The 19,292-nt window shown below is 68.2% G+C and carries 20 protein-coding genes; 6 read left to right on the top strand and 14 right to left on the bottom strand.

What is annotated here, in order from left to right:
• Positions 1-24: 24 nt before the first annotated feature.
• From BMZ38_RS00765 to BMZ38_RS00725, 9 genes are all read right to left on the bottom strand, one after another.
• Positions 25-1,377: a hypothetical protein gene (locus BMZ38_RS00765; RefSeq protein ID WP_091332984.1), complete on the bottom strand. Its 1,353-nt coding sequence runs from the start codon at positions 1,375-1,377 to the stop codon at positions 25-27.
• 83 nt (positions 1,378-1,460) lie between these two features.
• Entirely contained in the window at positions 1,461-2,084 is a 624-nt protein-coding gene (locus tag BMZ38_RS00760) for an alpha-ketoglutarate-dependent dioxygenase AlkB (RefSeq protein WP_091332982.1), read from the bottom strand.
• A gap of 10 nt (positions 2,085-2,094) precedes the next feature.
• Positions 2,095-3,162, bottom strand: coding sequence for a cation diffusion facilitator family transporter (locus BMZ38_RS00755; protein WP_425431846.1), 1,068 nt, complete (start codon positions 3,160-3,162; stop codon positions 2,095-2,097).
• Positions 3,060-3,797, bottom strand: coding sequence for a DNA-formamidopyrimidine glycosylase family protein (locus BMZ38_RS00750; RefSeq protein ID WP_091332976.1), 738 nt, complete (start codon positions 3,795-3,797; stop codon positions 3,060-3,062). The genes BMZ38_RS00755 and BMZ38_RS00750 overlap by 103 nt, the downstream gene beginning before the upstream one ends.
• A 98-nt stretch (positions 3,798-3,895) precedes the next feature.
• Positions 3,896-4,609 carry a DUF72 domain-containing protein gene (locus BMZ38_RS00745; protein WP_091332973.1) on the bottom strand — a complete coding sequence of 238 codons (714 nt, stop codon included), beginning with the start codon at positions 4,607-4,609 and terminating at the stop codon, positions 3,896-3,898.
• 135 nt (positions 4,610-4,744) lie between these two features.
• Complete coding sequence (locus BMZ38_RS00740) at positions 4,745-5,512, bottom strand: class I SAM-dependent methyltransferase (protein ID WP_091332970.1); 768 nt, start codon at positions 5,510-5,512, stop codon at positions 4,745-4,747.
• Positions 5,513-5,723: 211 nt separating this feature from the next.
• The gene (locus BMZ38_RS00735; RefSeq protein WP_091332968.1) at positions 5,724-5,993 is read right to left on the bottom strand and encodes a hypothetical protein; all 270 of its coding nucleotides are present in this window, start codon (positions 5,991-5,993) and stop codon (positions 5,724-5,726) included.
• A gap of 24 nt (positions 5,994-6,017) precedes the next feature.
• Positions 6,018-6,437 (bottom strand): CBS domain-containing protein, encoded by a 420-nt coding sequence (locus BMZ38_RS00730; RefSeq protein ID WP_175483640.1) that lies wholly within the window; start codon positions 6,435-6,437, stop codon positions 6,018-6,020.
• Positions 6,438-6,706: 269 nt separating this feature from the next.
• Entirely contained in the window at positions 6,707-7,204 is a 498-nt protein-coding gene (locus BMZ38_RS00725) for a hypothetical protein (RefSeq protein WP_091332963.1), read from the bottom strand.
• Between the two features lie 118 nt (positions 7,205-7,322).
• Between BMZ38_RS00725 and BMZ38_RS00720 the strand changes: the two genes are divergently transcribed.
• The 3 genes from BMZ38_RS00720 (at position 7,323) to BMZ38_RS00710 (ending at position 9,381) form a co-directional block, all read left to right on the top strand.
• Positions 7,323-7,505, top strand: coding sequence for an oxidoreductase-like domain-containing protein (locus tag BMZ38_RS00720; RefSeq protein WP_091332961.1), 183 nt, complete (start codon positions 7,323-7,325; stop codon positions 7,503-7,505).
• A gap of 83 nt (positions 7,506-7,588) precedes the next feature.
• Positions 7,589-8,701 carry an FAD-dependent oxidoreductase gene (locus BMZ38_RS00715; RefSeq protein ID WP_175483639.1) on the top strand — a complete coding sequence of 371 codons (1,113 nt, stop codon included), beginning with the start codon at positions 7,589-7,591 and terminating at the stop codon, positions 8,699-8,701.
• 161 nt (positions 8,702-8,862) lie between these two features.
• Positions 8,863-9,381, top strand: a complete 519-nt coding sequence (locus BMZ38_RS00710) for a hypothetical protein (RefSeq protein WP_091332959.1) — start codon at positions 8,863-8,865, stop codon at positions 9,379-9,381.
• Positions 9,382-9,388: 7 nt separating this feature from the next.
• Here BMZ38_RS00710 and BMZ38_RS00705 read toward each other — a convergent pair whose 3' ends face one another.
• Entirely contained in the window at positions 9,389-10,399 is a 1,011-nt protein-coding gene (locus BMZ38_RS00705; protein WP_245747136.1) for an HDOD domain-containing protein, read from the bottom strand.
• A gap of 240 nt (positions 10,400-10,639) precedes the next feature.
• Between BMZ38_RS00705 and BMZ38_RS00700 the strand changes: the two genes are divergently transcribed.
• On the top strand, positions 10,640-11,647 hold the full coding sequence (locus BMZ38_RS00700; RefSeq protein ID WP_091332953.1) for an LLM class flavin-dependent oxidoreductase: 1,008 nt from the start codon (positions 10,640-10,642) through the stop codon (positions 11,645-11,647).
• 116 nt (positions 11,648-11,763) lie between these two features.
• On the opposite strand, the gene BMZ38_RS00695 is transcribed toward BMZ38_RS00700, so the two are convergent.
• Positions 11,764-12,096: an antibiotic biosynthesis monooxygenase family protein gene (locus tag BMZ38_RS00695; protein WP_245747135.1), complete on the bottom strand. Its 333-nt coding sequence runs from the start codon at positions 12,094-12,096 to the stop codon at positions 11,764-11,766.
• A 173-nt stretch (positions 12,097-12,269) separates the two neighbouring features.
• On the opposite strand from BMZ38_RS00695, the gene BMZ38_RS00690 reads away from it, so the two are divergent.
• A complete protein-coding gene (locus BMZ38_RS00690; protein WP_091332948.1) occupies positions 12,270-13,349 on the top strand; it encodes an IS110 family RNA-guided transposase in 1,080 nt (359 codons plus the stop codon).
• A 350-nt stretch (positions 13,350-13,699) separates the two neighbouring features.
• Here the strand turns inward: BMZ38_RS00690 and BMZ38_RS00685 are convergent, their stop codons facing one another.
• Positions 13,700-13,909, bottom strand: coding sequence for a hypothetical protein (locus BMZ38_RS00685; RefSeq protein WP_091332945.1), 210 nt, complete (start codon positions 13,907-13,909; stop codon positions 13,700-13,702).
• A 77-nt stretch (positions 13,910-13,986) separates the two neighbouring features.
• The gene (locus tag BMZ38_RS17425; protein WP_139202360.1) at positions 13,987-14,373 is read right to left on the bottom strand and encodes a Rap1a/Tai family immunity protein; all 387 of its coding nucleotides are present in this window, start codon (positions 14,371-14,373) and stop codon (positions 13,987-13,989) included.
• 250 nt (positions 14,374-14,623) lie between these two features.
• On the opposite strand from BMZ38_RS17425, the gene BMZ38_RS00680 reads away from it, so the two are divergent.
• Positions 14,624-15,571, top strand: coding sequence for an integron integrase (locus BMZ38_RS00680; RefSeq protein WP_091332943.1), 948 nt, complete (start codon positions 14,624-14,626; stop codon positions 15,569-15,571).
• Positions 15,572-15,651: 80 nt separating this feature from the next.
• Here BMZ38_RS00680 and mfd read toward each other — a convergent pair whose 3' ends face one another.
• Positions 15,652-19,107, bottom strand: a complete 3,456-nt coding sequence (gene mfd, locus BMZ38_RS00675; RefSeq protein WP_091334271.1) for a transcription-repair coupling factor — start codon at positions 19,105-19,107, stop codon at positions 15,652-15,654.
• Between the last annotated feature and the right edge of the window lie 185 nt (positions 19,108-19,292).

Below are 19,292 nucleotides of genomic sequence, written 5' to 3'. Positions count from 1 at the left end.
CCCGGCCCCGGGCCGGGGGAGCGCTTACGGTACCGTAATGATCCTGCGGCCGAGCGGATGCCCCTGCGCATCGGTCGCCAGCAGCCGGTACTTGCCCGGCCGCAGGTAAAGCTCGCCGACGGAGGCGCCATCGGCTGGGCGCAGCGCGTCGTCGGCCTTGGCGTAGCGGGGGGGCGGATCGAACGCCAGCCGGTCGGCCGCGATCGCGTCGTCGCCCTCGTCGGTATAGCGCGCCTCGACCAGGCACGGATACTCGTCCCTGCACAGATCCTCGCCGCGCACCGCATAGGGCTTGCGCAGGCCGCCCAGCGCAAGCCAGGTCGGGCGGCCGCGCCGCAGCACCGGCGGCGGGAAGAACACGCTTACGTCGTAGCCTGCGCGCAACGCCCACGGCGTGCCATCCTTGTGCAGGAACACCAGCGGCTGGTCCGGCGCCAGCTTCTGCATGACCGGCAGGTAGTAGGGATGGTCGTGCGCGGGGTCCGGGTGCGGGATCAGCACGGTCTGCTCCACCGTCAGCGGATCGATGCCGCTGATCTGGCGGAAGTATTCGGCCATCGACCGCCCGCCCAGGTACACACCGCTCTCCTGGATGTGCCCGTAGCCGGCGTCGAGCACCAGCCGGGCCTGCGGATGCTGCTTGAAGACCCGGGTGTAGAGGTTGCGTGCCTGCCGGCTTTCCCGCGCGTCGCCGGCGCTTTCGGCCTCGGCCTCGTAAGCCACCACGCGGTAGCCGAGCTTGAGCGCGGTGCGCACCATTTCCGCGCAGATCGGCTCCTGCGTGTAGAAGCCGGTGCCTTCGACCGGATAACCGCGCCTGGCCAGCTGGTCGTCGCTGGCGTAGAGCGTTTCGGCGGCGAAGGTGTCGAAGCCCTCCGCGCGCAGCTTGGCCAGCAATGGGATAGTCAGCGTGCGGGTCAGCGGCAGATGGTGCGCCTCGTTGAAGAATACCGCCTGGCGGTCGCGCGCGAGTGCGGCGACTGCCTCGACCGCCGGCTTCGCCTGCGCATGGCCATCCAGCGGCGAGGGCCGGTCGCCGGCCTGCAGCAGTTCCTGGATCGAGAAGTTCGCCGCCGCGTTCGGGTAATCGCCGATGAAGGTCTCGTACCAGCTCAGGTACTGCACGATGATCGCCTGGAAGGCCGGATTGGCGTCGCCGGCGCTAGCGGCGGCGAGCATGGCTTCGTATCGCCCGAGCAGGCTCTTGCGCCTGTTGGCCTGGCGCATGATGCCGTCGGCCTTGTCGGCAGCGCGCATCTGCATCGCGTGCCACTGCTCGGGCGAGGGTGGCGGCGTCTGCGTGGGCATGGCCACAGCGATGCCACAGCTCAGCAGCATGGCGGCGAGGCAGGCAGGGAGCGGCCGGGGGAAAGGCATCGCGAAGCTCCAGTGCAAGGCACCGGGGAGAAGTCTGCGCCGATCCGGCGCGGGTGCAAGGGCTGTTCCGCGCCCTCGGCGGCCTAAGCCGTGCCAGGGTCCGCCGGCGGCGGTGTTTCGTCCATTCGCAGGGTCGGCCGCACGCGAAACGCCAGGCTGATCCTTGGCCCCATCGGCGCGCGTTGCTTGGGAATGCCGTGGTCGTAGTGGAACTGGCTGGCGTAGTCCATCAGCAGCAGGCTGCCGGCGGCCAGGTCCAGGTGCAGGACGCGCCGCGGCGGGCGCTTGGCACGTATCACCATCTCGCGCGTGGCGCCGAGCGACAGCAGCGCGATCGGGTGCCCGCGCACCAGGTCTTCCAGCTTGTCGTTGTGCGGCGCCACGCTGTCGTGCTCGTCGCGGTAGAGGTTCAAGCCTACGCTGGTAAAGGGTGCATCGACCATGGCACGCACCGCGCCCAGCGCCTCGGGCAACGGCGCGGGCAGCGCCGGATCGTCCAGGTCGAAGTGCGCGCGCAGCCGCGGCACATCCACTTCGCGCTCGTACATCATGCGTCGTCCGCCGCGCCAGGCGATGCCCTCGAACAACTGCTCGAACCACGCCTGCGCGGTGGCCGCGGGCACCACGTCGGGGAGATAGGTGACGCGGCCACTGGCATCGTCGAACAGCACCTGCGGTGTGGCGCCGAACAGCGAGAATGAACCCATGGTGGCGGCCTCAGTCCTTCGGCTCGTTGGCTTGCTCGATCGCCCGCTGGCGCTTGCGCCAGGTCTCGGTGGTCTGCGGCTTGATGAACAGTGAGGTGACATCCGAGTGCCGGCTCTTGACCGCCTTCTCGATGCGGTCGATGCACTGCTCGATCTGCGGCGTGGTCAGCTGGTCCTCGAACTCGGCGCTGAGCGCGGCGACCACCGTATGCGGGCCCATCTGTACCGTCAGCGCGCCGTTGACGTGACCGACGCCGGGATCGTTGGCGGCGATCTCCAGCAGCGACTCGCGCAGCCTGGGATGTGCCGGCTCGCCGATCAGCAGGCCCTTGCTCTCGCGCGCCAGCAGCGAAGCGGCGATCGCCAGCACCACCGCGATGCCGATGGAGGCGGCGCCGTCGAGCTCGGGTATGTCGAACACGCGCGCGCAGGCCACGCCGGCCAGCGCGATCAGCAGGCCGAGCAACGCGGCCGAATCCTCCAGCAACACGGTAAAGGTGCTTGGGTCCTTGCTCTTGCGGAACGCTTCGAAGTAGCCCATTGAGCCCTTGGCCGCCCGGAACTCGCGCAGCGCGATCGTCCATGAGCCGCCCTCGAACAACATCGACACGCCAAGCACGACGTAGTTGATCAGCGGATCGCTCATCGGCTCGGGGTGGCGCACGTGGCCCACGCCCTCGAACAGCGACACGCCCGCGCCGAGCGCGAACACCAGCAGCGCCACGATGAAGCTCCAGAAGTACAGCTCGCGCCCGTGGCCGAAGGGATGGACCGCGTCCGGCGGTCGCGCGGCGCGGTGCATGCCGTAGAGAAGCAGCAGCTCGTTGGCGGTGTCCACCAGCGAGTGCACGCCTTCGCTGAGCATGGCCGAGCTGCCGGAAAACCCGGCGGCCACGAACTTGGCGATGGCGATCGCCAGGTTGCCGGCCAGCGCGGCGTAGACGACCAGGCGCGAGTTGGACGAGGACATTGCCGTCAGTCCTCCACGTAGCGCCGCTGGCACAGCTCGCAGAAGAAACTGCGCCGGTTGGTCCGGCCGAGGTAGGCGCGGTGGAACTTCACGTGGTCGCGCGGGCAGATGCTCTTGTTGTGCGCGAGCCAGTGCTTGCGCAGCACGAACGCGCGCTTCCATGCGAGGAACTCGAAGCTGTACTGGCGCGCCTGCTCGACCAGCTCGCGCAGCTTGCGCGCCGGCAGTGCGCCGATGGTCGATAGCGGATGCGTGCGGATCCGGAACAGCACTTCGTTCTTGATGATGTTGCCCACGCCGGCAAATACATCCTGGTCGAGCAGGGCATCGCAGGCCAGGGTGTCCGGCATCGCGCGCAGGCGCTTGCGCGCGAGCGCCGGGTCCCAGGCGTCGGACATCACGTCCGCGCGCCAGTCGTAGAGTTCGTCAAGGTCGCCCTCCAGCAGCCGCACCGAGCAGCTGTAGAAATTGAGCTCGCCCTCGTCGAGCTGGAGGCTCAGCCGCGGCGCGGTCTCCTTGCGCTCGTCGATGCGGTAGCTGCCGAACATCAGCAGGTGGATGCGGATGGTGGCGTCCGGCAGTTCGATCAGTGTCTGCTTGCCGAAGCTGCGGAAGGCCACGATGCGCTGGCCGGCGAGCCGCTGCATGTCGATCTTCGCGTTGCCTTCGGCGCGGCGGATCGTGCTCCCGGTGAAGGGCGCCAGTTCCTCGCGCAAGATGACGATCGAGGGGCCTTCGGGCACGGATCACCTGTCATGGCTATCGGTGCCCATTGTGGCCGGCCTGGGGCCATGCCCAGGTGAATGCACCGGGGGGCCCGGCTCGGCAATGGGCGCCACCCCTACGACACGCTCAGCATCGCCTGCAGTTCCAGCGCGTTGCCCGTGGCGTGCCCCAGCGTCGTGTTATCGAAGATGCACCACGCGTGCCGCCGCCGCATTCGCTTAGCCAGGCGTCGGAGCACCTGGCGCGGGTAGGCGTCGTAGTACATGCGCGGCGAGCCGTGCAGCCGCAGGTAGATGTGGCTGCGGTCGCCGCCGGGCAGGGCCGCGCGCGGCACGCGGGCAGGATCGGCGGCGACGCGCGCGACGTGAAGGTCGCGCAGTGCTTGGTCGACGTCGGCACGGAACCACGACCGATGCCGGGGCTCGCAGGCGATCGGACCTGCGTGCCGTCCGCGCAACTGCTCCAGGAAGGGCAGCGCCACCGCAGGATCGAACACCAGGCCTGGCGGCAGCTGCAGCAGCAGCCAGCCCAGCTTCTCCGCAAGCTCGCCGGCCTGGTCCAGGAACGCATCGACCAGCCCGTCGCAGGCGCGCAAGCGGCATTCGTGGCTGATCGCCTTGGGCATCTTGACCGCGAAACGGAAGTCCGCCGGCACGCTGTCGCCCCAGCGCCGCCAGGTGGACGGGCGATGCGGGCGATAGAAGCTGGAGTTGATCTCGACGCAGTCGAACACCTGCGCGTAGCGCTCCAGCGTGCTCCCAGCGGTGGGGAAGGCGCCGGCGTGCGCCTTCGGTATCGACCAGCCGGCGCAGCCGATGCGGATGGTCATGCCGTCACCCGTTCACCCTGGGCGACGCTCGCCTTCGTCCCAGGTGCAGGCGCAGGCGCGGAGTGCCGGGGTCGAGGGGCCTTCCGGCGCCGCCGCGCCACGCCCGGGGCGAACGGTCCGAAGACGGCACCAGGCTCACTTGGCCGGCTTGCGGAACCGGTACATGAACTGGTCCGTATGTCCGCGGATCGACTTGTCGAAGACCTTGATGTCGTGCGGGTCGGCCGGGTTGCGCAGCGCATTGCTCTCGCCGTCGAACACGAAGCCGGCCGATTCGACCTGCTTCCTGACGATCGCCGGATCGATGCGGTGCAGCGTGTCGGTGTCACGCATGCCCGAGCCGGCCGGTGCCACGTGGTCGATCACCACGAACACGCCGCCGGGCTTGAGCACCTTGTAGACCTGCTTGTCGAGCACCACCGGATCGGCGTTGCCCATGAACTTGTCCGGGTAGTCGTGGTAGTTCTGCGAGGTGAACACCACGTCCACCGACTCGGGCGCATCGAGTTTCGCGGCCGGCTGGGTCAGCACGCTGACATTGGCGTAGTGCGGCTGCCTGGCGAGCTTGCGCAGGTTGTCCACGTCGGACTGCGCCTCGCTGGCGTACTCGTTGGGCCACAGCGCGTAGACGTGTCCCTTCGGTCCGACCACGCCACTGAACACGCGGGTGAAATAGCCGCTGCCGGGGATCAATTCGAGCACCTTGTCGCCGGGCTTGACCTGGGCGAAGGCCATCACCTGCGCGATCTTGCGGCGGGCATCGTCCTTGCGGTCGGCCTGGCGACCCGGGTCGTTGATGGCAGCGGTGAGATAGGGCGGTTGCGCGTGCTGCGGCGAAGCGTGTGCGGCGTGTGCGGCGGGCAGGGCGAGGGCGATCACGGCGGCAAGGACGAGCGTGCGCATGTCAGGCTCCTTCGGGTGTTGGGATGGCGATTGTGCGCCCGCCCCGGACGCAGGAAAGCCGTGACTTTTGGGGGGGGCAGGAAGGGCCGGCGGGTGCCGCTCCCTTGGGCAGGCACACACGCCGCGGGCCCGGCATCCCAGGCCCGCTCGATCCGTTGGCCTCAGGCCATCCCTGGCCCTGTGCGCATCCATGCACGTGCCCGCGTCGCGGTTACGGCGTGCCGCTTGGTTTCGTCGATGCCGGCGCCGGCATGCCCGCCGTCGAGGAAGAGGGCGGCATGGTGGCGGGCGGGGTCATCGCGGTGGAGGCCGGCGGTGGCGTCATAGGCGTGGTCGGCTGGGTGGCCGGTGGCGTGGTAGCCGGTGCGGTCGACGAGGTGGCCGCGCCGGACTCGGCGTTTCCGTTGCCGGCATGGTTGCAGGCGGAAAGCGCGAACGAGGAAGCCAGCAGCAGGCTCCAGCAGAGCAGGCGGATCTTCATGGCAGTCTCCTTCAGTGGGACGGGTCAGTGCGGCTGGGATACGGCGCGGGTCACTTCGTTCTGCAGCGAGCGTGCGTCCGAGCGTTCCAGGTCGGCCAGCGAGACGATGCCGCACAGCGCGCCCTTGGCATCGACGACCGGCACGCGCCGGATTTTCTGGCGCTCCATGAGGTTGGCGCAGTCTTCCACGCTGGCGTCCTCCTGGATCACCACCGGTGGCGCGGTCATGCATTCCTGCACCCGCACTTCCAGCGGATTGCGGCCGGCGGCCAACGTGCGCACCACGATGTCGCGGTCGGTGATCACGCCAACCGGATGGCGGTCCAGATCCACCACGGGGATCTCGCCCACGTCCTCGTCGCGCATGGCGCGGGCGACCTCGTCCAGAGGCGACGTCGCCAGGCAGAACTTCGGGTTGCGGGTCATCAGGCGGTCGAGATGCATGGGCACTCCGGGACGGCGGGAATCGGGGACGGCGTGGATGTTCCTCGCGCCCGGTTGAATGCGGTGTGCGCGGACCATGAAAGACGCGTGCAAAGCCGGTGTGCGCCTGTTGGCTGGTGCTCCCTCTCCTCCTGCACCCATCAAGGAAGGATGGAGAGAAGGCTCGTCTTTAATTAAAACGGGCCAACCAGCACGATGCCCTTTCCTGCGAGCCTTGGCTCCTCACCAGCCTCTCCCCGGCGGGGAGAGGGCTCAAATCTCTGCGGTGCCTACGTCAACGCCGTCGGCCGGTCGAACGGCAGCATCGTGCCTCCGGCACGGGTGAGCGCCGGCTCGGCGCGCGCCAGCACCTCGTTGTCACCGTCGAGCACCACCAGGATGCGGCCGGCCTCGATCTCGTCCTCGAACTTGCGCCGCACCGGATCGGGCACCGAGGCGCCGGTCAGCGCGCCCGACCAGCCACCGGTGAGTGCGCCGGCGATGGTCAGCCCCGCCACGCCGGCCACGGTGATGCCTATGGGCGGGATCGCCACCGCCACCAGTCCGGCCAGCAGCCCGATCGCGCCGCCGCCGACCACGCCGCGCAGGGCGGCCGGATAGAAATCGCTACCGGCTTCCTTGTGCTGCTCGGGTGTAGCCTCCAGCTCGATGTCGGCGCGCGCGATCAGTGAAATGTCGTCCTCGGGAATGCCGGCGGCGCGGGCGGCCTGCATGACGGTCTTGGCGGACTCGACGTTGGGCGTACTGAATACGTGGCGGTTCTTCATGGCGCTCCTGGCGTTTGCGGCGGGCGCGGCGACCCGCGAGCCATCCTTGGGCAGGACGGGTTGGCGGCGTGTCGGTTGCGGGTGTCCATGGCGTGAGCGCCCGCCGTACTATCGCCGCATGGCCCCTGCGTTTCCGATCGACGACCCGCCGCCGGCCCGCCCGGCCGAGCCCGACCCGGGTGACTGCTGCGGCGAGGGCTGCGTGCATTGCGTGCTCGATCGCTACGACGAGGCGATGGCACGCTACCAGGCCGCACTGGAGGCATGGCGCGTGCGCCATCCCGACCTGACGCTGCCCTGACGCTGCGCGTGGTCGCCTGTTTGCTCAGCGGACACAGCCCGTGCACGCGCCCCTGCTAGTCTCCCGGCATGCCGTCGAACGCCATGCCCGTGCTGGTTGCCGGCGCCGGCCCGACCGGGCTGGCGGCCGCGCTGCTGCTCGCGCGGCGTGGGGTGGCGGTGCGCATCATCGACAAGGCCGCTACGCCCAGCCGCGATTCCAAGGCGCTGGCGGTCAACCCGCGCACGCAGGAACTGCTGGAAGACACCGGCGTGACCGCGCGCATGCTGGTCGAGGGCTGGGCCGTGCGCGGGGTCACCCTGCATCGTCCCGGGCATGACGACGTCGCGGTGCCGCTCTCCCCGCTGCTGGATACCGGACGCTCGCTCATCTCGCTGCCGCAGGCGAGTACCGAAGCGCTGCTTGCCGAGGCGCTCGAGGCGCAGGGCGTCACCGTCGAGCGTGGTGTCAAGCTCGACGCGCTGGAGCAGGGCGACGATGGCGTCACGGCCAGCCTGGTGCACGTCGATGGCAGCGTCGAGCGTACGCGTGCCCCGCTGCTGTACGGCGCCGATGGCGCACACAGCGCGGTGCGCCAGGCGCTCGGCCTGGCCTTCCCGGGCGAAGCGTTGCCCGAACCCTGGCTGTTGTGGGACCTGCACCTGGCCACGCCGCTGGACCCGGACCGCGTGCACCTGATGCTGCTGCCGGACGGGTTCCTGTTCGCTCTGCGCGTGCGCGGCGATCTCTGGCGCGTGATGGGCAATGGCACCCAGCCGCTGGCGGGGCTGCCGGCGGGCACTGTCTGCGGCGAGGTGCGCTGGCAATCGCACTTTCACATCGCGCACCGCGTTGCCGAGCGCGCCGGCGTGGGCCGCGTGCTGCTCGGCGGCGACGCGGCGCACATTCATTCGCCGCTCGGCGCGCGCGGCATGAACCTGGGCATCGAGGATGCCTACGTCTTTGCCGACTGTGCCGCCGACGCCCTCGCCGGCCGCCTCTCGCGCCTGGCCAGCTACGCGCAGCTGCGCCACTCGGTGCACCGGCAGGTAGTCAGGCGCATCGCCGCATTGACCCGCCTGATGCATGGGCGCCCAGCCGCGCTGCGCGAACTGCGGGACGTGCTGGTGCCCCGCTTGATGCACTTCGGTCCGGCGCGGCGCCAGTTCCTGCGCGTTGCCGGCGGGCTTGACCATCCCGTGCGCACCCGCGGCTGAGGCGGAGCGCTGCGTCGGCGGGAAGCTCGACCGGCCAACCTTGCCCGGCGCGGATGGACGTCCGAACGTGCACTGGCTCGCACTTGCCTGCCCGTTGCGTTGATCGCGCAGGCTCGCGCCTGTAGATTCGTGAGGCTTATCGCTTCACGGGGGAACGGGTGATGAAGAAATTCGTGTGGGTAGTCGGTGGCGCCATGCTGCTGGCCGCATGTGGGGGTTCGCAGGAAACACGCGTCCCGGTGGCACTGGGCAGCCTGGTGACGCCGGACTCGGCGCCGTGGCTGCAGGTGGACAGGCAGGAACAGGACGTGCAGGTGCGCGGCCTGGACGAGCCGGTCACGCTGACGCCCACGCCGTCGGTGTCCGAGGTGTTGCAGGCGCGCCTGCGCCATGGGTTGGAGCCGGCCTATTTCACCGATCTGGTGGTGCAGTGCGAGCAGGTTTTCGCCGAGATGCGGGTGGACACCGAGGCGACACCAGCCAGCATCACGCTGGAACTGGGCACGCACTGCACGATCAACGCGCGCGGGCGTGGTTCCAACGCGACCTACCACGTCTCCCCGTCGATGCCGGCGCCGGCGCGGGCCGATTACGCCAGGGCGCTCACCTCACTGCTCGCCACCGGCGCGGACGACATCGCCCGCCAGCTGCGCGCGAACGTGGAAGCCACGCCGCACTGACCGTCGATCAGGCCTGTGCCGGCATGAACTGCCGGCGCAGGTCGTGCTGCCCGCGCAGCAATACCGGTGTCGGAAAGCAGGTGGGCCATGTGCTGCTGTAATCGAGGTCCGCGCCGAGCAATCCGCGCTCCACCAGCAGTTGCACCATCGCCAGCGGGTCCGCGCAGGCCAGTGCCTTGCCGAGGGCCGAAGCCGGCGGTTCCGGCGCATTCACCCGATCGACCAGCGCCTCGATCACGTTGGCGGGCATGTCCCAGTGCCGCACCGCGCGCAGCGACAGCCGCGCGCCGATGCGCATGCAGCCGGCCAGGAACGCCGAAGAGAAGGTCCCCAGCGAAGGTGGCGCCTCCTGGTCGAGGAGGCGCACGACCGCACCGGTGCCGGTATGGCAGACCATGCCGGCGAGGAATGCCTCGAAGGTATCGCAGCCACCATGGCGGCCGAGGAAGGCGGCGGCATGCGCGCAGCGTTCGGCATGCTCCCACAGCCAAGGTCCGGCCATGTGCCCGCGCATCCCCGCACTGGCCTGCAGGATCGGCTTCATCACGTGCAGCGTGGCGACCTGGCGCAGGGCGTCGCGGCCCAGCAGCACCACGGCGTGTTGCAGGCTGTGGATTGGCTGCGCCGTGCGGAAATGCGCGCTGCCGGCCACGCGCATCACCTCGCCGACCAGCACCGGATCGCGCCCGATCATGGCCGCCAGCTGCGAACCGGCGAGGTTGTCGTTCTTCAGTGCGCGCAGCAGTTGCGGCAGGACGCTGGGCAGGCGTGGCAGACCGCTCACGTCGAAGCGTTCGGCGATGGCTTCCAGCCTGCGCAGCGTGGCCTGTTCGGGTGCGCTGATGGCGTCGCCGATGGCTTCCGGCAGGCCGAGGACGAAACGATGGAAGCGGTCCTGCACCACCGCCAGCGGCGGCCCGGCATCCGCCGGCGCAGGCACGTCGGCGACCACCACCACCCGTGGGGCGGGGGCAGGGCGGGGCGAGGCTTTCCTCGCGGCGAACAGGTGCCGCCACATGGCAATCATCCCGATGCGAGTCCCATTGCGTGCTTCGCGCTGTATCGGCCGGCGGATAGGAAAGTGTAGCTGCGCGCGCAATCTTTCGATGGACCGGCCGACCTTGGCGGTCCGCGCCACGGGCCCGCGCTCCTTCGTCGCGCCCTGGCGGCGCCGCGCAGACCCGGGCGATTTCCTGTATCTGCTGGCATTGGCGGCACGTCGCCCCCAGATACCGGCCATCCGCCGCAGGAGCGCCGCATGATCCCTTTCTCGATACTCGACCTGGCACCCATTACCGAAGGCAGCGACGCCAGCGAGGCCTTCCGCAACACGCTCGACCTGGCCCGGCTTGGCGAGCAACTGGGCTACCGCCGCTACTGGCTGGCCGAACACCACAACATGCCCGGCATCGCCAGCGCGGCCACGGCGGTGCTGATCGGTCACGTCGCCGGCGGCACCTCCCGGATCCGCGTGGGTGCCGGCGGCGTAATGCTGCCCAACCACGCGCCGCTGCAGGTGGCCGAGCAATTCGGCACGCTGGCCGCGCTTCATCCGGGCCGCATCGATCTCGGCCTGGGCCGCGCACCGGGCACCGACCAGGCGACCATGCGCGCGTTGCGCCGCTATGCGGACGCCGCCGATACCTTTCCCGACGACGTGCTCGAACTGCTGCACTACTTCGAGCCGGCCAAGCCGGGCCAGGCCGTGCGCGCGGTGCCGGGGGCCGGGCTGGAGGTGCCCGTCTGGCTGCTCGGCTCCAGCCTGTTCAGCGCGCGCCTGGCCGCGGCACTGGGGTTGCCCTTCGCCTTCGCCTCGCACTTCGCACCCGATGCGATGGACACGGCGCTGGCGATCTACCGCCGCGAATTCCGGCCCTCGGCGCGGCTCGCGCAGCCTTACGCCATGCTCGGCATCAACGTGGTCGCGGCGGACAGCGACGCGCAGGCCCGCCGCCTGTTCACCACCCAGCAGCAGAGTTTCGTCAACCTGCGGCGCGGGCAGCCGGGACTGGTCCCGCCACCCATCGACGACATCGAAGCCTGGTGGACGCCGACCGAAAGGCTCGGCGTCGAACGCGCCCTGGCCTGCGCGGTGGTCGGTGGCCCGGCCACCGTACAACAGGGCCTGAGCGACTTCGTCGCCCGCCACCGGCCCGACGAACTGCTGCTTACCGCCAACATCTTCGACCACGCCCTGCGGCGACGCTCCTTCGAGCTGGCGATGCAGGCTGGGGAGCGGCTGGCGGGAAGTGCAGGATCGCCATGACCCAGGCCTTGGGTAGTGACTCGGAGTTCAATCGAGGATAGCGAGCATCGTTTTCCCGGCTACGTCCGGCATGCCGACGGCACCCGCGACAGGAAGACGTCGGCCCGATGGCCTGGTCAGGTGCGGCGGACTGGCGGGAGAACCATGAAATCAGCGACTGATTCAAGCTCCAGCTCCGGCAAACTTTCGGCGATGGCCTCTCTCATCTGGCGGCTGGCTTCGCCATCTGCCGACGGGCCCGCAAACGCCTGTTCTCTGGTCTCAGCACTCGGCCACTGAGCATAGCTGTACCACCAGCCATCCGGCCCCTTGTGAAGCCGCGAGCCCAGTGACCCCTTCTGCTCCAGCAAAAGCGCTGAAATTCGCGACCAGGCAGCAACGAACTTCTCTTCTGCGCCCTCGTGGAGCTTCCAACGATAGAGGACCGCGAAGCCGGGACCTTTCGACATCACGCTTGACTCTCCCATTGTGTCTGTTCGCCACGATTCCGCTCAACACCTGAGTTGAGTCGCGCCGCGGAGCGGCGTCGGCTTGGACGAGTAAAAAGGAGACTTCCACCCCTTTCGGCCTCGAGGGCCATGATGGTGTTTCGACACAACCGTCAGCAAAGGAGGAAGTCTCCGTGAGCACTATAACCCTGGGTATGGACCTGGCGAAGCGCGTGTTTTCGGTGTGCGAGATGGATGCCGCCGGACACGTGCTGCGGCGGCAGGAGTTGAAGCGCGAAGCCTTTGCCGCGTGGCTTGGCCAGCAGCCGGCCGGCACCGTGGTGGCGATGGAGGCGTGCAGCGGAGCGCACCACTGGGCGCGTCGCTGTGTTGCACTCGGGCTGCAGCCGAGGTTGATCGCCGCGCAGTTCGTCGGCCCGTTCCGCAAGAGCCGCACGACCAAGAACGACCGCAACGACGCCGAGGCGATCGCCACCGCCACCCGGCAGGGCAACATGCGCTTCGTGCCGGTGAAGTCGGTGGAGCAGCAGGCGCGGCTGGCCTGGCACCGGGTGCGCGAGGGCTACAAGGCCGAGAGCCTGGCCATCGGCAACCGGCTGCGTGGCCTGCTGGCCGAGTTCGGCCTCGTGGTGGCCAACAGTGACGTGGCACTGCGCCGGGTGCTGGCCGACCTGGAGGCGCAGGCTGGCTTGCCCGGCGAGTTGCGCGAGCTGCTGCGCGACCTGGCCGCCCACTGGGCGCAAGTGCGCGCGCGCCTCGACGCGTGCGATGCCCACATCGACGCCCACGCGCGACAGGATGCGCGCTGCATCCGGCTGCGCTCGATGGTGGGTATCGGGCCAATCGCCGCCGACGCGGTGGTGGCGACGCTGGGCTCCGCAACCGACTTTGCAATGGCCGGCAGCTGGGCCGCCTGGCTCGGTCTGGTGCCGATGCAGCACTCCACGGGTGGGCGAGCACGCCTGGGCACGATCAGCTGCCGTGGCGACGCCTACCTGCGCACGCTGCTGATCCAGGGCGCGCGCAGCAGCCTGCAGCGGGCCAAGGCGGCAGCAACCGAGCAGGCCACACCGGAGCAGTTGTGGATACGCATGCTGGATCGGCGGATGCCGTTCGGCAAGGTGCTGGTGGCGATCGCCAACAAGCATGCGCGGCAGGCGTGGGCGATGCTGGCGCGCGACGTCGACTACGACCCGCACGCGTGCCTGCAGCACCCGAGGCATCACCAGACGAACACGGTGCAAGCCGCTTGAGAAGGATTCGATTCGCGTCAGTGCGATGCGGTAGACAACGGGTCAGACCACCCCGGCGAGAGCCTGACTAACCATTTGGACGTCCATTCCGCGCTGCGGCCGATCCCCGCACGCCGGTCAGTCCGATGAATGAATGAGGTCGCCGGGTGCGGTTTATACCCTGGTCCGAGTCGGCGGCATCGACTCCACAAGACCGTTTACGGAAATGCAGTCTGGCATCCGTTGCAACCGCGCAGCATCGACTTGCAACACGTATCACCGGAGGACAACACGATGATGGGCAGTGGCTCGAATGCCTGGGGCAAAAGCGTCATGCGCCCGGGGTTGATCGGAAGTCTCTTACGGAATGGTTAGGTCGCATGGCTGCCACGTGAGCGCTCGACTTCCAAAAGAACGTGATAGGCCGACTGCTCGTCTTGCTGTAGCTGCACCGCCTGTTCTTCCGTGACCTCATCTTCGCGCATTTGCACGACGAGATGCCCGGCATCGTAACGGACAAAGAACTTGTCGCTCCGCCTGAACAGAGTAATGCCGTAGTCCTCAAACAATTTCTCAGTCATGTTTGGTGCGATCTAACGCTGGAGTTAAGCGGCGGCGAAGCCGTCCGCCTTGAACGAAATGTTATACCGCGCCCACCCTATTGCCGAGCTTTGTTGCACGGGAAAGTCGTGGCAATGACGGCGCCTACGAGACTAGAGGCAGGCAGCTCTTTATCTCCGGGATTGACCATTAAGTCTGCGCCCAGCTTTGCCTTTACGAGCATTTCAAACTTTGAATCTTGCACATCGTCGGGAATGCACGGCCTCCCCGATGCGACTTTGCCGTCGGCCATGCTCAGCCCGATATTGATGCCCTGAACAATGCCCATGATGTAGTACCTACATGGCGCATCGACGTCCCGGTTTGAACTGCTACAGATCTGTTGAAGATCGCCGGCTCTCATCTCCTTGGCGCCCGCCGGAGAGCTCTGTGCAGCCGCAACTACGGCAAACAGGGATAGCAGTGAATAGGCTAGCTTTTGCATGATTCTTCCCTGTGCTTGCGCGGTATAACTTAAAGTAGGTTTCAAATTGGGATGTAATCGCGCAGCCTAACGGCTGGTGACCTACATCCAGATTCTGCCCGAGCCTACAACAATCAACGACTTCCGCGGCTGTTTGCAGCCTAATCCGGCGGACTAATCTCACCAGCTTGGATTTGGCGGGAGTGCATGCTTGGCATCCTTTCACGGGGTAGATGGCGCTGCAAGCTTGGTGCCCGTACAGCCTCCACGTTTGCTGGACCAGGTTCGGCAGCGGGTCCGGCGGCTGGGCTTGGCTCGCAGGACGGAAGAGGCGTATGTCGGTTGGGTCCGGCGGTTCATTCTGGCCAACGACAAACGGCATCCGACGGAAATGGGGGCGCCGGAAATCGAGCGGTTTCTTACGGGCTTGGCGGTAGATGGCAGCGTGTCGGCGTCCACACAGAACCAGGCTTTGTCGGCTTTGCTGTTTCTCTACAAGCAGGTGCTCGGGATCGAGTTGCCCTGGCTGGATGGGATCGAGCGGGCGAAGAAGCCGCAACGGTTGCCGGTGGTGCTGACCCGGCCGGAAGTCGCCGCGCTGCTGGGTGAGCTGACGGGAACGCCATGGCTGATGGCGAGCCTGCTCTATGGCGCGGGTCTGCGGCTGATGGAGTGCGTGCGCCTGCGCGTGAAGGACGTCGACTTCGGCAAGGGCGAGTTGGTTGTGAGGCAGGGCAAGGGCGGCAAGGATCGCCGCACGATGCTGCCGGGCGCGCTGGCGGCGCCGTTGCAGGCGCAGGTGGAGGAGGCCCGGCGGATTCATCGGCGCGACCTGGACGCGGGGTTCGGGCGGGTGTGGCTGCCGGATGCGCTGGCGCGCAAGTTTCCGCACGCCGATGCCGAATGGGGATGGCAATACGTGTTCCCGGCATCGGCGCGCAGTTGCGATCCGCGCGAAGGGCAGGAACGGCGCCACCACCTGGACGAGTCGCGGCTGCAGCGGGCGGTCAAGCAGGCGCGCGTGCGGGCAGGGCTGGCAAAGCCGGCTACCTGCCACACGTTGCGGCACTCGTTTGCCACGCACTTGCTCGAAGACGGGTATGACCTGCGTACGATCCAGGAGCTGCTGGGCCATGCCGACGTGTCGACCACGCAGATCTACACGCATGTGCTCAATCGGGGCGGACGGGGAGTCATGAGTCCGTTGGACCGGAGGTAGGGAGGTCTTCCGGAGCCCCGACCCCTCACCCCGGCCCTCTCCCCGGAGGGAGAGGTAGCTCGGCCTCGTCTGGGCGCGGATCAGGCGGGGCGGCGGGCGCCGAGCTGGACCAGCACTTCCTGCGCGGCGCGAATGCGTTCGGTGGCGCCGGGGAGGTCGAGGGTGATCCTGAGCTTATCCTGGCCGTCGAGCTTGTATATGCGCGGCTGGCTCTGGATCAGGCGGATGATCGCCATCGGGTCGATGTCGGGCTTGTCGCGGAAGGTGATGCGGCCGTTGCTGGCGCCCATGTCCAGCTTGCGGATGCCCAGCGGCGTCGCCATGAGTTTGAGTCCGGACAGGGCAAACAATGTCTTGGCCGGCTCGGGCAACAGGCCGAAGCGGTCGATCATCTCCACCTGCAGGTCGCGCAGCTGGTCTTCGTTCCTGGCGCTGGCGATGCGCTTGTAGAGGGTCAGGCGCGTGTGCACGTCAGGCAGGTAGTCGTCCGGGATCAGTGCCGGCAGGTGCAGCTCGACTTCCGTTTCGTGCTCGGAGGACAGATCGAAGTCGGGCACCTTGCCTGACTTGAGCGCGCGCACGGCGCGGTCGAGCAGCTCGGTGTACAGGCCGAAGCCGATTTCCTGGATCTGGCCGGACTGTTCCTCGCCCAGCAGCTCGCCGGCGCCGCGGATCTCGAGGTCGTGGGTGGCCAGGGTAAAGCCGGCGCCCAGCTCCTCCAGCGAGGCGAGCGCTTCCAGGCGCTTCTCGGCGTCGGGCGTCATCGCCTTGCGGTCGGGCACGATCAGGTAGGCATACGCGCGATGGTGCGAGCGGCCGACGCGGCCGCGCAGCTGGTGCAGCTGGGCCAGGCCGAAGCGGTCGGCGCGGTCGATGATGATGGTGTTGGCGGTCGGGATGTCGATGCCGGTCTCGATGATCGTGGTGCACACCAGCACGTTGAAGCGCTGGCGATGGAAGTCGGCCATCACGCGCTCGAGTTCGCGTTCGGGCATCTGGCCGTGGGCGACGCCGATGCGCGCTTCGGGAATCAGTTCTTCCAGCTCGCGCGCGGTGCGCTCGATCGTCTGCACCTCGTTGTGCAGGAAATACACCTGGCCGCCGCGCGACAGCTCGCGCTGGAAGGCCTCGCGGATGGTGGCCGGATCCCACGCGCTGATGAAGGTGCGCACGGCCATGCGGTGCGCCGGTGGGGTGGTGATGAGCGAAAGGTCGCGCAGGCCGGCCATCGCCATGTTGAGCGTGCGCGGGATCGGCGTGGCGGTCATGGTGAGCAGGTCCACTTCGGCGCGCAGCTTCTTGAGCTGCTCTTTCTGGCGCACGCCGAAGCGCTGTTCCTCGTCGACCACGACCAGGCCGAGGTCCTTGAACTTGATGTCCGACTGCAGCAGCTTGTGGGTGCCGACGATCACGTCGACCTGGCCGTCCGCCAGGCGCTTGAGCGCGTCGTTGACTTCCTTGGTCGACTTGAAGCGCGAGAGCACGTCGACTTTTACCGGCCAGTCGGCGAAGCGGTCGGCGAAGTTGCGGTAGTGCTGCTGGGCGAGCAGGGTGGTTGGCACCAGCACGGCGACCTGCTTGCCGGCGGTGGCCGCGGCGAAGGCAGCGCGCAGGGCCACCTCGGTCTTGCCGAAGCCGACGTCGCCGCAGATCACCCGGTCCATCGCGCGCGGCGCGGCAAGATCGGCGAGCACGGCGTCGATGGCCTGTTCCTGGTCGGCCGTTTCCTCGAACGGGAAGCTGGCGCCGAATTCCTCGACCAGGCCGCGGTCGATGGGGATCGACTCACCGCCGCGCGCTTCGCGCTGGGCGTAGATCGCCAGCAGTTCGGCGGCCACGTCGCGGACTTTCTCGGCGGCTTTCCTGCGCGCACGTTCCCACGCGTCGCCGCCGAGCGAGTGCAGCGGCGCCAGTTCCGGTGCGGTGCCGGAGTAGCGGCTGACCAGGCCCAGCTGCGCCACGGGCACGTAGAGCTTGTCGCCCTTGGCGTATTCGATCACCAGGAACTCGCCTTCCATGCCGCCCAGTTCCATCGATACCAGGCCCTGGTAGCGGCCGACGCCATGGTCGACGTGCACGATGGGTGCGCCGACCGAAAGTTCGGTGAGGTCGCGGATGATGGCGTCCGGGTCGCGCGCGGCGCCACGGCGGCGCTTGCGGTCGCTGCGCACGCGTTCGCCGTACAGTTCGCGTTCGGTGAGGACGGTGAGCACCGGCTGCTTGAGGGCAAAGCCCTGTTCGAGTGGGGCGACGCTGATCGCCAGCCGTGTGGCCGCGGCCGCGAGGAAGCCGGGCCATCCATCCACCGCATCGGGCCTCAGACCGGCGCCGGCCAGCGTTTCGGCGAGCGCCTCGCGCCGGCCCGCCGAGTCCGCCGCGATGAGTACGCGCCCAGGATAGTTCTGCAGGAAATGGCGCAGGGAGGTGCCGGGTTCCTCGCCCTTGCGGTTGAGCGGTACCTCGGGCGCGGGCAGGGTGCCCGAATCGATGGCGTGCTCATGGCCGGAAGGCACCACTTCCACGCGCAGCCGCCTGTTCAGCTGCTCGCGCAGTTGCTCGGGCGAGAGGTAGAGCTCGGCCGGCGGCAATACCGGGCGCTCGACGTCGTGCGCGCGCTGGTCGTAGCGTTCGGCCGTGTTGCTCCAGAACTGTTCGGCCGCTTCGCTGGCGCCTTCGCCCAGCACGAACAGCGCGCCTTCGCCCAGATAATCGAACAGCGTGGCGGTCTGCTGGAAGAACAGCGGCAGGTAGTACTCGATGCCGCCGGGCGTCACGCCCTCCTTCATGTCCTGGTACAGAGGGCAGCGGCGGATGTCGATGGGGAAGCGTTCGCGCAGGTTGGCGCGGAAGTCCTTCGCCGCCTCCTCGGTCAGCGGAAACTCACGCGCCGGCAGCAGCTCGACCTTTTCCACCGGCTGTTGCGAGCGCTGGGTCTCCGGGTCGAAGCTGCGGATCGAATCGACCTCGTCGTCGAACAGCTCGATGCGGTAAGGCTCGGCGGTGCCCATCGGGAAGATGTCGATCAGTGCGCCGCGCACGGCGTAGTCGCCCGGCTCGGACACCTGCGGCACGTGGCGGTAGCCGGCCGCTTCCAGCCGGCGCTGCTCGGCGGCCAGATCCAGCTTCTGGCCCCTGGCGAGCATCAGGCCCGAGCCGGTGACGTGCGAGCGCGGGGCGATGCGCTGCATCAACGTGGCCACCGGCACCACCAGCACGCCGCGTTGCACCGTTGGCAGGCGATAGAGCGTGGCGATGCGCTGGGAGACGATCTCCGGATGCGGGCTGAAGATGTCGTAGGGCAGCGTTTCCCAGTCCGGGAAATGCAGCACCGGCAGCTCGCCGGCAAAAATGCGCAGCTCGTCTTCGAGCGCCGAGGCTCGCTGCGTGTCGCGCGTGACGGCCACCAGCAGGCCTGCCTGGTCGCGTGCGGCTTCGGCGATCAGCAGCGCACGCGACGAACCGTGGGGTGGCGTCCAGAAGCGGCGCTGCTTGGGCGTGGTGGGCAGGGGCGGATGGGGAATCTGGGGCATCGGGATCGCTTGTCGCGCGGGGGAACCGCGACGGGGGAAAGCGCAGGAGTTTAACGCGGCAGAGGTGCGCGCTCCGGACGCAGGCCATCCTGCTGTCATCCCGGGTTATCGCTCACCGGGCGGCTTTGTCACCCATGGCCATGGCTACGCGAGCAGGCTGCTCGCAGTCAGCACGCAGACATTGCGGAGGC

The sequence above is a fragment of the Frateuria terrea genome (assembly GCF_900115705.1).
Taxonomy (GTDB): Bacteria; Pseudomonadota; Gammaproteobacteria; order Xanthomonadales; family Rhodanobacteraceae; genus Frateuria_A; species Frateuria_A terrea.
The sequence above is the reverse complement of the archived record's forward strand: the minus strand, read 5'-3'. Positions and strand labels throughout refer to the sequence as shown.